Below are 14,594 nucleotides of genomic sequence, written 5' to 3' on the forward strand. Positions count from 1 at the left end.
GTTCTTTAGTTCTTTTTTCATAATAAGCTGAGTTAGATGTCAACTTATTTCAGGACGGGACAAATTTTATAAAAAAGGCGTTTACTATGTAAGCGCCTTTTTTACGTGCAATAATTAGTAATAATTATGCCTTTTTAAGATGACCTAATACATCTCCATTATCTTTGATCATTTTTATATCTAACGATTTCTTATCACCGTTCACATCTATTATTGTACGTTCTCCAACCTTTGGACCGCCACCGATGAAGATCGTATAATTATGATCTTTATCAGGCGGATAATACCCATATTTGTGTGTATGTCCTGTAATCATCGCATCAATTTTATACTTCTGAAATAATGGATGAAAGCTTGAGCGGTTATGTAATGTTCCGTGCCAGTCATCAGAGTGAAAAATAGGAATGTGGCTGACAACAACGGTATGCTGAGAGGCCTTTCTTTCTTTCGATTGCAAAACTTTCTCTAACCAAATAGCCTGTTCTTTACGGTAATTGTCATAATCTACAGTTCCTCCATACACCTCATGTGTATCTGGTTTATCCTCCCCACTGTCTAATAGAATCCAATAAATAGGGCCCAATTTGAAGGATTGATAGAATTTATTTTCAGGATAGCCAAATAATTTTTTGAAAAGACGAGAAAATGAACCCCTTGTTTCGTGATTACCGCGATTCATGATAAAAGGCCTGCTGGTTTCAAAAAATGAAAAGGGTTGAAGCAGTTTTTCTGTTATATCTTTTTGGTTTGTAACATAATGAAAAGAATCGCCATTTAGAATAGAAAAATCATATGCTTCTATATTATGACTTGGAACTAGATCCTTATACGTATCTTTCGCTTCGTGTACATCATTATATATCAAACATCTAATTTCGTCCTGATCTTTTTCAGCTAATTTGGTAGAAAAAATGTTGGTTTTAATTTCCTCTCCGTAAACAATCTTATAAGCTTCAAATTTAAGAACTTCTTTAGCTACTATTCTATATTTAAAGACTCTAGGCGCTTCCTGTATAGTAAATTTAAATAAGTCAGTATTAGCCTCTAACATACCATCTTCGCTTTGATATATCTTGTCAATTACCTGATTGTTGTCGTCCAAGATCTCCAACCATGCAAATGCAGGTTTGCTTAAAATGGAAAAGATACTTATACTCTTATTGATTTGATTTTGCAAATATGCTGGTACGATAAAATCAAATTTTTCGTTGTCACTAAGTTCTTTTTTTTCCTCAGCCAAACCGATGCTTGGTAATGTTATGCCCGCTAAGGTTAAGGCCTCTATAAATTTTCTTCTATTGATACTCATGAACTATTATTGGGCATTAATTTCAACATATACAGGTCTATGATCACTTGCATAAGTTTCAGATAAAACGTGATGATTTTTAAATTTAAACTGACTTCCTTTATTTATCATGATAAAATCAATTTCACGATCAGGATTTACTTCAGGTATTGTAAATCCATTTTTGATTTGACTGCGTGTAAATATTTGCTCTAAATTACGGATTGGTTGTTCTGCAGGTGTTGCATTTAGATCACCAACTAGAATAACAAGGTTTTTATCATTCTTAAATTTGTCAATGATAAAAGCCGTTTGTGCAAGCCTATTTTCATTTTTCAAATCAAGGTGCGTATTAGCAAACTTGACTACTTTTCCTTTTATATTTATATGGATTATGCCTAAACTTCTCTTTTCACTTTCAATTGGTGATGGAAGTTCGAAACGTTCACTTTTAACAATCGGGTATTTCGAAAGGATCACAGTCCCATACTCACCCGCATCTAGATTAATTCCTTTAGAAAAGAAGTAGTGCATACCTGTGAGTTGAGCTAATTTCTTTGCCTGATCAATATTTTGGGATCGATCTAAGTTAACATCAATTTCTTGTAGACCAACTAGATCTGCATTTGTTTTTTTGATAATGGATGCGATCGTATCTAGATTGATAACGTCGGCATTTTCACTAGGAGGGTTAGCATGATGGATATTGTATGTTAATATCTTTAATTGTTGTGCCGAAAGTAGAAGCGAGCTGCAACATAAAATTGAAAGAATAAAATAAGAAAGAATATACTTTTTCATTAGCATAGGTTTTAGTAAATAAATATAGCCATTCTTTTGGAATGGCTATATTAAAAATCTATATGTAACGAAAAAATTAACCTTCTTCTAAAACGAGATTTGGATCTACGCCAGCAACTTCAGCTCTGATTTTTGCTTCTAGTTCATCCGCCAAATCCGGGTTGTCAAGTAATAATGATTTTACAGCATCACGACCTTGTCCCAATTTTGTCTCTCCATAGCTAAACCATGAACCAGCTTTCTTAATAATATTGTATTCAACACCTAAGTCGATGATTTCACCAACTTTTGAAATACCCTCTCCGAACATGATATCAAATTCGGCGATTCGGAATGGAGGAGCTACTTTATTCTTAACAATTTTTACTTTTATGCGGTTACCAGATACTTCATCAGAATCTTTGATCTGAGAAGTACGACGGATATCAAGACGTACAGATGCATAGAATTTTAATGCATTACCACCTGTCGTTGTTTCAGGGTTACCAAACATAACACCGATTTTTTCACGGAGCTGGTTGATGAAAATACAACAGCAGTTTGTTTTGGAAATTGTACCTGTTAATTTACGTAAAGCTTGAGACATTAAACGTGCTTGAAGTCCCATTTTGGAATCCCCCATCTCACCTTCAATTTCTGCTTTAGGTACTAAAGCAGCGACGGAGTCAATAACAATAATATCAATAGCTCCAGAGCGGATCAGATTATCGGCAATTTCTAAAGCCTGTTCGCCATTATCGGGTTGTGCAATTAATAAGTTCTCAACATCAACACCTAATTTCTGCGCGTAGTATTTGTCAAAAGCATGTTCAGCATCAATAAAAGCAGCTATACCGCCTGATTTTTGAGCCTCAGCAATGATATGCGTTGCAAGGGTTGTTTTACCAGAAGACTCAGGACCGTAAATCTCAATGATACGACCTTTAGGAACGCCTCCGATACCTAATGCGATATCAAGACCTAAAGAACCTGTAGAGATTGATTCAATGGGATCAACAGTAGTATCTCCTAATTTCATAATGGCGCCTTTGCCATATGATTTCTCTAATTTATCTAATGTAAGCTGTAATGCTTTTAATTTATCTGGGTTGCTCATATTCTTAGTATTGTTAAGTCAAAAGTAAGGAATAGTTTTTAATTTGCAAAATATTTTTACTAAAAAAATTAGTTTACTGTTTTTAACTAACTTTTTCTTTGATTTCTTTCACTTGGTGCGTTTTTTCAAAATATTTACACATGTAAGTAATGGCACATTTGTCACATTGAGGTTTTCGGGCTAAGCAAATGTAGCGACCATGTAATATAAGCCAATGATGTGCAATAGCAATAGTTTCAACAGGCAGATATTTGACCAGTTGTTTTTCCACAGCAAGTGGAGTTGTAGCTTTACTCGTGAGACCAAGCCGGTTACTAACGCGAAATACATGTGTATCAACAGCCATTGCAGGTTGATTGTAAACCACTGAAGAGATGACATTTGCCGTTTTCCTGCCGACACCGGGTAGTTTTATCAAATCTTCTATTTTTTCAGGAACTGTAGAATCAAATACATCAACCAGCATTTTGGCCATTCCAACCAAATGTTTCGCTTTATTATTCGGATAGCTCACTGAACGGATATACGTGAATATTTCCTCAGCACTACTATTCGCCAAAGTTTCGACAGTTGGAAATTGTTGGAAAAGTTTAGGGGTCACCAGATTGATTCGTTTATCTGTGCATTGTGCAGACAATATTACAGCGACCAATAATTCATAAGGATTACTATAATTTAATTCTGTTTGTGCATCTGGGCTATTTTTAGAAAAATATTCTACAAAAGCTTTATATCTATCTTTTTTCAACATATCTATCAAAGATAGTTAAGTTTTTAAAATATAGAAAAGGCTTAATCTCCCGACTAAGCCTTTTTGTTGACTACAGATTTTGAGTAATTCAAAATTCTATCAATACAGGAATCACTTGGATTCATCATGATTTTTGGTAGCTGAAGTTTTAATTGTTGTTCCACATCCTCATCAGAGATTTTTACTTCTGTTTCGATGTTTTTAACTTCATTTTCTGTTGTAAAGTTTTCGACCATACGCAATCTTTGTTTTTACTGTTAAATTTATTAGTAAAACGTAAAACAAGATGCAAATATTATATCAATATTTTATTTTTTCTTTTTAATGAGATATTCATTTGCTTTTTGCACAGCCATGTAAGCATTAACTATACCGCCTGAAATAGAAATATCAGCTAATTTGACTGTCTTATAAGAACCATCTTCCAGTTTAATTCGAACCGAATCATCTAACTTTGTAACAGAATTCATGATAATCTCTTTTGTCTCAAGAGCTGATAGCTGCGGGTAGTAAGAGCGTAACATACCAGCAAGACCGGCAACTACAGGTGCAGCCATACTTGTACCCTGTTCTTCTTTGTATTCAGAGTGTGGAGCAGTTGAATTGATATATAATCCTGGAGCAAATACATCCACCGAAGCTTTACCATAGTTTGAAAAACTTGCCAGCAGCTCATCATCTTTCCGAGGCCCTGTCGCACCAACAGTAATCCATGCATCTGCAACGCCTGTTATAGCACCTAAGCTATCTGTATAAAATTTATTCGGATAATTAGGTGAAATATCATTATCCTCACTGTCGTTACCTGCAGCATGAACAAGTAAAACATCTTTTGACATAGCATATTTCACTGCCTCATCTACCGTATTTTTATTATAAGCGTATCCTTTTCCAAAACTCATATTAATAACCTTAGCGCCATTATCAACAGCATAGCGGATGCCATTTGCGACATCTTTGTCACGCTCATCTCCATCTGGCACTAGGCGAACTGAAAGTATTTTTACATCGTTAGCGACCCCTTTAATGCCAATATTATTTTTACGATCAGCTGCAATGATACCGGCTACGTGTGTTCCGTGAAGTGCATCAGGACCTGTAACATCCGAGTTTCCGTAATGATATTCACGTGCATCATCGTAGTTATCACCAACAATAGAACGTGAATCATATTCTTTATTAAGATGATAGGCGACTTGATTTCCGAAGTAATTTGCACCTTCAGTTAAATCATCATAAAACTTTTCAAATCCGCCAGCTTTCTCAATTTCTTCTTTCGCAATTCTAATCGCAATCTTTTGACGGTTGCCCGGAGGATTGAGACTATCTAGATCTGCTGTTGTTATCGCAGACTTATCCTTATTGATGCTTTTGACAAGATTATCTATGTTCTCTTTCAATGCTACATAATTTAGTGCACCATATTTTGCTTCATCCAATTTCTCATTATAGGCATCGACCATTTTTAAATAAGCATTGTAAGCACGTTTTTCTTGGTCGGTCATAACGGTCGAAGCCGTTACTCCATCATATTTTGGAGCATGTTTACGGATCAGTCTTGTTAATTCCAAATTATCAAAATGCACGTTTTCACCAGTTGCGTTACCAATGAAATTCCAGCCATATTTATCATTAATGAACCCATTTTTGTCGTTATCAACTCCATTCGAGATACTGTCTTTCGGATTAATCCAGACTATGTTTTTTAAATCCTCATGATTGACATCAACACCACCATCCAGAACGGCTACAATAATGGGTGTAGATTTTTTACCTTTTAGTAAACTCTCGTAAGTTCTTTCTGTACTTATACCCAGTACACCATCTTTTTCATAATCCAGATTAAACCAGTTTTCAGGTAGACTTTTATTCTCCTGAGCGTAGCCCAAAATGGGAGTTAATCCAATAGCAAATACATACAGTAATCTTTTTAAATTCATCTTTTGATATTTTGATGTGGTTACGATCTGCAAATATAATGCTAGTATAATGCTTAAAATGTTAATTTTTACTAAATAATACTGATACATCCGTATTTTTACCTTTACATAATTCTGAATTCTTTGGTTAATTCAGTCTTTTGATCATTACGAAAATTAGAAATATGATTATTTTAAGCGCTATAATAGGAACAGCACGAGCAGAGCAATATACTTCAGAACAATTAAATACAAAAGGTATCCAAGCTCCCTTAGCTGTGATTAAACCATATAAGAGAGACATTCACAACGATCAAGTGATCGATGATTATTATTGGATGAATGATTTCTTTAAGGAGGGGCCTGACGCTGAATTGGTAATTGATTATTTAAAAAAAGAAAATGATTATACGAATGCTGTGCTAAAGCCAACGGAAAAATTGCAGGAGCAATTGTTTCAGGAAATGAAAGCACGGATTAGAGAAAAAGATGAATCTGTTCCTTATCTTAAAAATGGATATTATTACTATACCCGTACAGAAGATGGAAAGCAGTATTTTAAGTTTTGTAGAAAAAAGGATGAGCTTAATGCGAGCGAAGAGATTCTGCTCGATATTGATGCCATGGCAGCAGGTTATGCGTATTACTCCGCTACAGGGTTTTCGGTAAGCCCCGATAACAACTTAATGTCTTTTGGTGTCGATACCGTATCACGAAGAGAATATACCATTTTCATTAAAAATCTACTTACGGGTGAAATCTATAAAGACGAAATACCAAAAACATCAGGAAACTCTACTTGGGCGAAGGATAATAAAACGCTTTACTATACGGCAAAAAATCCAGTTACATTATTAAGTGAAAAAATTAATAGACATACATTAGGAACCCTTTTAGATGATGATGTAACTGTTTATGAAGAAATTGATAATACCAATTACATCGGTGTCGGAAAATCAAAGAATGGTGAATACATATTTATTGAATCAGAAGGAACGCTTTCATCAGAAGTTTTTTATCTGAAATCTGATGACCCAGCTGGAAATTTTCAGGTGTTTCAACCAAGAATGAAAAATGTGCTGTACCATGTTACAGCTTTGGAAGATCGCTTTCTCATTGTAACAAATGACGAAGCAAAAAATTTCAAGGTTATGCAGTGTCAGCTTGGTATGACTAGTAGAGAACATTGGAGAGCATTTATTCCACATCGAGAAGATGTATTAGTAAGTGAGGTAGATGAATTCAAAGACTTTTTGGTCGTTACCGAAAGGAAAAATGGATTGTCTCAAATAGCTATACACAACTTACAAAATGAAGAACAGTATTATCTTGATTTTGGAGAAGTAGCTTATACAGTTTATCCCAGTACTAATGTTGAATACGATACACAAAAATTACGTTTCGGCTATACCTCGCTTGTAACACCTTTATCGACTTATGAGTACGATATGGTGACTAGGAAAAAAATCTTATTGAAGCAACAAGAGGTTGTTGGGGGCTATGATACGCATGCATATAGCACGGAACGAATTTTTGCAAAAGCAAGTGATGGTACTGCTATTCCCATTTCTCTTGTCTATAAAAATGGTATTAAGAAAGAAGGTTCGGCACCTTTGCTATTATATGCATATGGTTCGTATGGATACGCGATAGATCCTACATTTAATAGTGCTCGATTGAGTTTGTTAGATCGCGGTTTTGTATATGCAATAGCACATATCCGAGGAGGTGAGGAGATGGGGAGACAATGGTATGAAGAAGGTAAAATGATGAATAAGATCAATACATTTACAGATTTTATTTCTTGTGGTCATTATTTAATTGATCAGAAATTTACAAGCTTGGGACACCTTTATGCACAAGGAGGAAGTGCAGGTGGACTTTTGATGGGAGCGATAGCTAATATGGAACCAAATCTATGGAATGGTATAATTGCACAAGTTCCTTTTGTGGATGTCGTTAATACGATGTTGGACGAAGGCATTCCATTAACAACCAATGAATATGACGAATGGGGAAATCCTAATGAAAAGGAAGCTTACTATTATATGAAGAGCTATTCCCCATATGAAAATATAGAAGGAAAGGAATATCCAAATATATTAGTCACAACAGGATTGCACGATAGTCAGGTTCAATATTTTGAGCCGGCGAAGTGGGTGGCGAAATTAAGAAAGATGAAAACTGATAATCATGTGTTACTGCTTAAAACGGATATGGAGTACGGTCATGGTGGGGCATCCGGCCGATTTGACTATCTCAAAGATATTGCTTTAAACTATGCGTTTCTATTTGCTTTAGAGCAAATAGAGAAGTAAATCATAAATAAAAAAAGCGCTCGTAAGGCGCTTCTTTTATTTATGATTTAAACTATCGATTTTTTCATCATGTTCAATTTGTCTAGAATCAATTTGATGTTGTTGATAATTATCCATCGCAACCTTGCTCGCCTTTTGCGAAACATATATTGCGAGAACAGCAATTACTGTGATGAGTGCAATTCCCCAAGCATATTTTTGTTTATCTTGTTTAACTAACCAATACATAAAAATAAAGTAAGGGATACCGAAAATGCAATAAAAAATGATACTAGGAGTGTCCATATGCTGTTGTGTACTAATGGTGAACTTTATAAGATCACCGATGAAGCACAAAATTATCTAATTTTAATGAGAATACTAAAAGTTTCTATTTCTTTATTTTTTTTAGTATTGATAGCAAGTTATTAATGATTCTAGACATTTGTTACCAGATTGGTTTTTTTATTCATCAGTTATTCATTGCAATAAAATGATTTAAGTGTTTGATTTATAGCTTGTAAGTGAAGTGTTTTTAAGTTTTTGTTGTTTTTTGTCATTTTATAAAAAATGCGTACTATTATTGCAGAAAAGAAAAAAATTATTTTATACATTTGCAACGTCCTTTAAGAAGACGATAACTAGAAATGAAGAATAACTGTACATTAAAATTCTCTTTGCTACATGCTTTTAAAAAGTTTGTAGGTAAGAGGTATTGTTCTTTTGTTTTTAGGCAGATTCCAGTTCTTCGCTTTCGACGACCCATACTACCTCGGGCTTGATATGAGGTAGTGATCTTTCTTTTCAGTAATATCATCAGGTCCGATGATGGCGCTCCACGATTTTATTAATTGTTTTTTCATAACAAAACGCAATTTCGGTTGTTAGTTTTATTATTTGGGTCGTAAGTCAATGACTATTTCAGAATTTTTAATTATTCCCGCAAAACCTGAGCATGTTGCATATGCTGAGCAGATTTGCAATGAAATGTTCGAGTCTGCAAAAGCTCGAGGTACTGGTATTGCACGTCGCAAGCCAGAATATGTTGCTAATAAAATGATTGAGGGTAAAGCCGTTATTGCTTTACACAAAGATGGAAGATGGGCTGGGTTTGTCTATATTGAAACCTGGGGGCATGGTGATTATGTTGCCAATTCTGGTTTAATTGTCAATCCTGAATTTCGTAAAGTAGGTTTAGCCAAAGCAATTAAAAAAAGAGTCTTCGATTTATCTCGCGAAAAGTATCCACATGCAAAGATTTTTGGTTTAACGACAGGTTTGGCGGTTATGAAAATTAATTCAGAACTAGGTTATGAACCCGTGACCTATTCCGAGCTCACACAAGATGAAGAATTTTGGAAAGGATGCCAAAGTTGTGTCAATTACGATATCCTATTAAGTAAGGATCGGAAGAACTGTATGTGTACAGCTATGCTTTGGGACCCTGTTGATAAGGAACGCGAATTGAAAGAAAAAATTCAGCGAAAAGCAGAAGCAAAAGAAAGATTAGAGCGTATTACGCAGAAACAATCGTTGTTGAAACGTATAGAAGCAAAATTATGGAAATCAGCAAAGAAGTTTGTTGCAGCTAATTTCCATAAGAGTAAAAAAGTAGTTAAGGAGTTTTAAGTTTTTTATATTTTTGTTTAAGTCTCATTCCGAGGTTTATCAATGAATTAATCCAAAAAGATGAAAAAAGTAGTTTTAGCATTCAGTGGTGGGTTAGATACATCATTTTGTTGTATTTATCTAACACAAGATTTAGGTTTAGAAGTTCACTCAGTAGTAGTTAACACTGGAGGTTTTTCCGATGAGGAATTAAAGCAGATTGAAGAGCGAGCTTATGCTTTAGGCGTAAAGTCGCATACAGCTATTGATGAAACAGAAGACTATTACCGCGAAACTATTAAATATTTGATTTTTGGTAATGTATTGAAAAATGCAACTTATCCATTATCAGTATCCGCTGAGCGAGTTTGTCAAGCGACTGCTATTGCCAATTATGCTAAGAAAATTGGAGCAGAATGTGTAGCGCATGGATCTACAGGTGCGGGCAATGATCAGGTACGTTTTGATATGATTTTTCATACCTTAATTCCAGGAGTGGAAATTATTACGCCAATCCGTGATTTGCAATTATCACGCGAGGATGAAATAGAATATTTAAATAAACACGGTGTTGAATATTCAGCTGAGAAAGCTAAATACTCGATTAATAAAGGTCTTTGGGGGACTTCAGTAGGAGGAGCAGAGACATTAACATCCAATCAGTATTTACCAGAATCAGCTTGGCCAACACCAGTAACTTCTACAGAACCTCAACAGATTACGATTGATTTTGTCAAAGGTGAACCAACAGCATTGAATGGAAAAGCATTAGATGCGGTACGTGTAATTCAAGAATTACAAGCATTGGCACAACCTTATGGTATCGGTCGTGATATCCACGTAGGAGATACAATTATTGGTATTAAAGGCCGTGTAGGATTTGAGGCAGCTGCATCCGTTATTTTGATAAAAGCACACCATGCTTTAGAAAAACATACTTTGACTAAATGGCAATTATCTTGGAAGGATCAGATTGCAGGGTTTTATGGCAATTATATGCACGAAGGACAAATGCACGACCCTGTAATGCGTGATATTGAGGCATTTTTACAATCTACTCAGGAAACTGTAACAGGAAAAGTGATTATCGAGTTACACCCTTACCGCTTTGTCGTTATTGGTATCGAATCGGAATATGATTTAATGTCTAATAAATTTGGAACATACGGTGAAATGAACGCTGGATATACAGGTGACGATGTAAAAGGATTCTCTAAAATATTTGGCAATCAAACCATTATTTGGCATAAAGTTAACGGAAAGTAAGCATTATTGTAATTCGTTTAATTCGAATTCGACACTTATTTCTTTGTTAAAATACAATGGATCCCATGCTCACCATTTGAGATAGGGATCCATTTTTTACATACATTGGACCGATAGATGTGTCACTGGATATCTTAAATTAGTAGTCCATCCATCGCCTAGTAGTACAATTAAATCTAAATACTAAAAAATGATAAAAGTAGGAATAGTAGGATCAGCAGGGTACACTGGAGGAGAATTATTACGCGTGTTGATTTATCATCCGGAAGTTGAAATTGTATTTGCCAATAGTGCCTCCAATGCAGGTAATAAAATCTATGAAGTACACAATGATCTATTTGGTGATACGGAATTAACATTCTCTTCAGATTTTCATTCAGATATAGATGTATTATTCTTATGTGTAGGTCACGGAGATGCTCGTAAGTTTTTGGATGAAAATCATCCAATTGATCCTTCAGTGAAGATAATTGATCTATCACAAGATTACCGTTTGAAAGCGAATACGGCGTACAACGGTAAGAATTTTGTATATGGTTTACCTGAACTGAATAGAGATAAAATTAAAACAGCTCACTATATTGCAAACCCGGGTTGCTTTGCAACAAATATTCAATTGGCTCTTTTGCCATTGGCAGATAAAGGTTTATTGCCTAACCAGATTCACGTGAATGCAACGACAGGATCTACAGGAGCAGGACAGAAACCAGGCGCGACTACACACTTCTCGTGGCGCAATAATAATCTATCAGCTTATAAATCTTTTGAACACCAGCACTTGCAGGAAATATCGGAATCTTTAGCACAATTGCAGGATGGATTCCTTCCTCAGTCAGATCAATCCTTACTAGAAAGAGCTGCCGAGAGAATCAATTTTGTTCCACAACGAGGTGATTTTGCAAGAGGGATATTTTCAGTTATATACGTCGATTCAGATTTATCTGAAGAACAGGCTTATGAACTTTACGAAGCTTATTATGAAGGACATCCCTTTACCCATGTGAGTCTTAAAAATATTGATTTAAAACAAGTTGTCAATACAAATAAAAGTATTATTCATCTAGAAAAACACGGTAACAAATTATTAATCTTGAATGCAACAGATAATTTGTTGAAAGGTGCATCAGGACAAGCCGTACAAAATATGAATTTAATGTTTGGTCTAGATGAAAGAGCAGGGTTAAATTTGAAGAGTGTAGGGTTTTAACCATAACATAGCATTATAAAAAAGGCTTCAAGATTATTCTTGAAGCCTTTTTTATAATGCTATTAGCTTTTATTGCGCTAATAATTTGATATCTCTTTCTACAGAAACATTGTCACCAGTGATGGCATTACCATCTTTATCCACTAATGTCAATTTTACTTTCACATCCCCTAAAGGTAAGCCCTTGATTTCATATGGGCCCCATTTATCCAATGTGAACTGTTTCCCATTCACATCCGCTAATACTTTATTCCCGTCTGCGGCTAAAGTTGTGTTAACCAAGAAAAAGTCTAACAATAATACTTTCGTATCTTCACCCTTATATTCACCTTTTGGACGGCTATAGAATAATGATGGAGCTGTAACTGCAGCGTCTTGAACTACTTTTCCATCCTTGTCAATCTTAAATTTAACCAATTTCGAGGCCTCATTTGTCTTAATAGATTCATGGTAGGAGCGAGATAAGAATGACATCAGATAATGCTCCGAATTCAGCGCTAAAGTTACCGTGTTTTCTGGTTTATATAGAGCTGCATAAGGTTTATTGTCTAGTATAAAGTGAATGTGTTGACCATCATGAGAATTTGCCATATGATGCTCATGAGCAGTTTGTTCAGTAAGTTTAAAATTACTAACAGCATACTTTACAGTTACTTTTGCCGAATCCGCCCCAACCTTTTCAGATGTAATGGAGGCAATTTTCAAGTCAGCACCAGGAAATGCTTTCGAGTCCGAGACTGGTGTTACCGTTATTTCAGTAACTGTATCAGTAGAAACAATAGAATCCTGTCCCGTTGTTGTTTTAGTTGCAGTATTTTGACAAGAAGCTAATGTTCCCGTGATAGCCAAAAGAGCAGCAACAGACTTTAAGATATTTTTTTTCATAATTATTATTGATTGATCATTCAATAAATATAAACAGATTATTTATGAAAAAGTTCACGATTACCCGAAAACTAAATCCAATGCCGCGAAAATATGTTGTTTAGCAGTAATTAAATCTTCATTTGTATGTGCATGCGAGATAAAGCCAACCTCATAACCAGAAGGGCCAAAGTATATACCACGATTCAGCAATTCACGATGCATCAATTTATATAATTCCATCGAATTTGGATCAATTTCGCTCGCTTTCAAAATCGCCTCTTGATCTGTAAAAGCAAACCAGAAGATCGAAGCAATCGTAAAGATTTTTACTTCATAATTCTTTTCTTCAATATAGTTTCGTATTTCAGAAACGAATAACTCCGTTTTTGCATTCAGGTTTTTATAGAAATCGGGCTGTGTTAAGACTTTACATGTGGCGATTCCGGCAGCCATTGCAACTGGATTACCTGATAATGTTCCTGCTTGGTAAACAGAACCATCAGGAGAAATACAACTCATCAATTCTTTAGATGCACCGTAAGCTCCAACAGGCATACCACCTCCGATAATTTTTCCATAGGTAATGATATCAGGTTGCACATCATAATAAGCCGCAGCACCTTCAAAACCTAAGCGGAAACCAGTGATCACCTCATCAAAGATAAGTAAGGCTCCATTTTGTGTTGTTATCTCTCTTAAATAATGAATGTATTCTTTGGTTTGGAGTAAAAGACCATTATTGGCAGGAACCCCTTCAATAATAACAGCAGCAATCTGATCTTTAAATTGATCGAAAACCGCAGTTAACGCCTCTTTATCATTTAATGCAATGACAATGGTTTCATCAGCAAATGCTTTAGGAACACCAGCAGAAGAAGTTTCACCAAAAGTAACCAATCCAGATCCCGCCTTTACCAAAAGAGAATCCGAATGTCCATGATAGCAACCCTCAAACTTAACAATCTTATCACGTTTCGTGTACCCTCTAGCCAAGCGGATAGCCGACATGACAGCTTCAGTTCCTGAGCTTACAAAACGGATTTTTTCAATAAATCGATTGTTAGAAATAATCAATTCAGCCAGCTCATTTTCGAGAGCAGTAGGTGCTCCAAAACTTAAGCCTTTGCTTAATTGTGCCGTTACTGCCTCACGAATCTGATCGTTGTTATGACCTAAAATAAGTGGACCCCAAGAACAACAAAAATCGATAAACTCATTTTCATCCGCATCCCAGATATGAGCTTTATCTCCTCTTTCAATAAATAAAGGGGTGCCATAAACAGATTTAAAGGCACGTACAGGTGAATTTACGCCACCAGGAAAATATTGTTTCGCTTTTTCAAAAAGTTGTGCCGACTTCTCCCTAGAAATATCAGCAGTTTTCGTGCGAGCGCTATTTTGTTGTGTCATATTGATAATAATTTACTGGACAAAAGTATCCAATTATTTACTAAAATCTCTCATTTCAGTGTAAGGAATAGCATAATATAAAAC

General features: G+C 35.3%; 13 protein-coding genes. 4 read left to right on the forward strand and 9 right to left on the reverse strand.

What is annotated here, in order from left to right:
- Positions 1–124: 124 nt before the first annotated feature.
- The 6 genes from ACFS6I_RS22085 to ACFS6I_RS22110 all read right to left on the reverse strand — a co-directional run bounded on the left by ACFS6I_RS22085 (position 125) and on the right by ACFS6I_RS22110 (position 5,876).
- Positions 125–1,309 (reverse strand): metallophosphoesterase family protein, encoded by a 1,185-nt coding sequence (locus tag ACFS6I_RS22085; protein ID WP_380923822.1) that lies wholly within the window; start codon positions 1,307–1,309, stop codon positions 125–127.
- 6 nt (positions 1,310–1,315) lie between these two features.
- A complete protein-coding gene (locus ACFS6I_RS22090; protein ID WP_380923824.1) occupies positions 1,316–2,089 on the reverse strand; it encodes an endonuclease/exonuclease/phosphatase family protein in 774 nt (257 codons plus the stop codon).
- 76 nt (positions 2,090–2,165) lie between these two features.
- Positions 2,166–3,185, reverse strand: a complete 1,020-nt coding sequence (gene recA / locus ACFS6I_RS22095) for a recombinase RecA (protein ID WP_021191922.1) — start codon at positions 3,183–3,185, stop codon at positions 2,166–2,168.
- An 82-nt stretch (positions 3,186–3,267) separates the two neighbouring features.
- The gene (nth, locus tag ACFS6I_RS22100; protein WP_168127872.1) at positions 3,268–3,936 is read right to left on the reverse strand and encodes an endonuclease III; all 669 of its coding nucleotides are present in this window, start codon (positions 3,934–3,936) and stop codon (positions 3,268–3,270) included.
- Positions 3,937–3,989: 53 nt separating this feature from the next.
- Positions 3,990–4,172: a hypothetical protein gene (locus ACFS6I_RS22105; protein ID WP_132771512.1), complete on the reverse strand. Its 183-nt coding sequence runs from the start codon at positions 4,170–4,172 to the stop codon at positions 3,990–3,992.
- 72 nt (positions 4,173–4,244) lie between these two features.
- Complete coding sequence (locus tag ACFS6I_RS22110) at positions 4,245–5,876, reverse strand: S8 family serine peptidase (protein WP_380923827.1); 1,632 nt, start codon at positions 5,874–5,876, stop codon at positions 4,245–4,247.
- A gap of 164 nt (positions 5,877–6,040) precedes the next feature.
- Between ACFS6I_RS22110 and ACFS6I_RS22115 the strand changes: the two genes are divergently transcribed.
- Positions 6,041–8,173, forward strand: a complete 2,133-nt coding sequence (locus ACFS6I_RS22115) for a S9 family peptidase (protein ID WP_380923828.1) — start codon at positions 6,041–6,043, stop codon at positions 8,171–8,173.
- A gap of 36 nt (positions 8,174–8,209) precedes the next feature.
- Here ACFS6I_RS22115 and ACFS6I_RS22120 read toward each other — a convergent pair whose 3' ends face one another.
- On the reverse strand, positions 8,210–8,401 hold the full coding sequence (locus ACFS6I_RS22120; RefSeq protein WP_243655453.1) for a hypothetical protein: 192 nt from the start codon (positions 8,399–8,401) through the stop codon (positions 8,210–8,212).
- 663 nt (positions 8,402–9,064) lie between these two features.
- Between ACFS6I_RS22120 and ACFS6I_RS22125 the strand changes: the two genes are divergently transcribed.
- The 3 genes from ACFS6I_RS22125 to argC all read left to right on the forward strand — a co-directional run bounded on the left by ACFS6I_RS22125 (position 9,065) and on the right by argC (position 12,233).
- A complete protein-coding gene (locus ACFS6I_RS22125; RefSeq protein ID WP_021191927.1) occupies positions 9,065–9,781 on the forward strand; it encodes a GNAT family N-acetyltransferase in 717 nt (238 codons plus the stop codon).
- Between the two features lie 60 nt (positions 9,782–9,841).
- Positions 9,842–11,026 carry an argininosuccinate synthase gene (gene argG / locus ACFS6I_RS22130; protein WP_132771508.1) on the forward strand — a complete coding sequence of 395 codons (1,185 nt, stop codon included), beginning with the start codon at positions 9,842–9,844 and terminating at the stop codon, positions 11,024–11,026.
- A gap of 190 nt (positions 11,027–11,216) precedes the next feature.
- Positions 11,217–12,233, forward strand: a complete 1,017-nt coding sequence (gene argC / locus ACFS6I_RS22135; protein ID WP_380923831.1) for an N-acetyl-gamma-glutamyl-phosphate reductase — start codon at positions 11,217–11,219, stop codon at positions 12,231–12,233.
- 69 nt (positions 12,234–12,302) lie between these two features.
- On the opposite strand, the gene ACFS6I_RS22140 is transcribed toward argC, so the two are convergent.
- Together ACFS6I_RS22140 and hemL are read right to left on the reverse strand one after the other, a co-directional pair.
- A complete protein-coding gene (locus ACFS6I_RS22140; RefSeq protein WP_380923833.1) occupies positions 12,303–13,118 on the reverse strand; it encodes a hypothetical protein in 816 nt (271 codons plus the stop codon).
- A 60-nt stretch (positions 13,119–13,178) separates the two neighbouring features.
- Positions 13,179–14,510: a glutamate-1-semialdehyde 2,1-aminomutase gene (hemL, locus tag ACFS6I_RS22145; protein ID WP_380923835.1), complete on the reverse strand. Its 1,332-nt coding sequence runs from the start codon at positions 14,508–14,510 to the stop codon at positions 13,179–13,181.
- Positions 14,511–14,594 lie beyond the last annotated feature (84 nt).

The sequence above is a fragment of the Sphingobacterium anhuiense genome (assembly GCF_042686355.1).
GTDB classification, from domain to species: domain Bacteria; phylum Bacteroidota; class Bacteroidia; order Sphingobacteriales; family Sphingobacteriaceae; genus Sphingobacterium; species Sphingobacterium anhuiense.

Bases quoted from the DNA above. Each gene is read 5' to 3' on its own strand.
- ACFS6I_RS22085 (WP_380923822.1), bottom strand. From the start codon at position 1,309: ATGAGTATCAATAGAAGAAAATTTATAGAGGCCTTAACCTTAGCGGGC.
- ACFS6I_RS22090 (WP_380923824.1), bottom strand. From the start codon at position 2,089: ATGAAAAAGTATATTCTTTCTTATTTTATTCTTTCAATTTTATGTTGC.
- recA (WP_021191922.1), bottom strand. From the start codon at position 3,185: ATGAGCAACCCAGATAAATTAAAAGCATTACAGCTTACATTAGATAAA.
- nth (WP_168127872.1), bottom strand. From the start codon at position 3,936: ATGTTGAAAAAAGATAGATATAAAGCTTTTGTAGAATATTTTTCTAAA.
- ACFS6I_RS22105 (WP_132771512.1), bottom strand. From the start codon at position 4,172: ATGGTCGAAAACTTTACAACAGAAAATGAAGTTAAAAACATCGAAACA.
- ACFS6I_RS22110 (WP_380923827.1), bottom strand. From the start codon at position 5,876: ATGAATTTAAAAAGATTACTGTATGTATTTGCTATTGGATTAACTCCC.
- ACFS6I_RS22115 (WP_380923828.1), top strand. From the start codon at position 6,041: ATGATTATTTTAAGCGCTATAATAGGAACAGCACGAGCAGAGCAATAT.
- ACFS6I_RS22120 (WP_243655453.1), bottom strand. From the start codon at position 8,401: ATGTATTGGTTAGTTAAACAAGATAAACAAAAATATGCTTGGGGAATT.
- ACFS6I_RS22125 (WP_021191927.1), top strand. From the start codon at position 9,065: ATGACTATTTCAGAATTTTTAATTATTCCCGCAAAACCTGAGCATGTT.
- argG (WP_132771508.1), top strand. From the start codon at position 9,842: ATGAAAAAAGTAGTTTTAGCATTCAGTGGTGGGTTAGATACATCATTT.
- argC (WP_380923831.1), top strand. From the start codon at position 11,217: ATGATAAAAGTAGGAATAGTAGGATCAGCAGGGTACACTGGAGGAGAA.
- ACFS6I_RS22140 (WP_380923833.1), bottom strand. From the start codon at position 13,118: ATGAAAAAAAATATCTTAAAGTCTGTTGCTGCTCTTTTGGCTATCACG.
- hemL (WP_380923835.1), bottom strand. From the start codon at position 14,510: ATGACACAACAAAATAGCGCTCGCACGAAAACTGCTGATATTTCTAGG.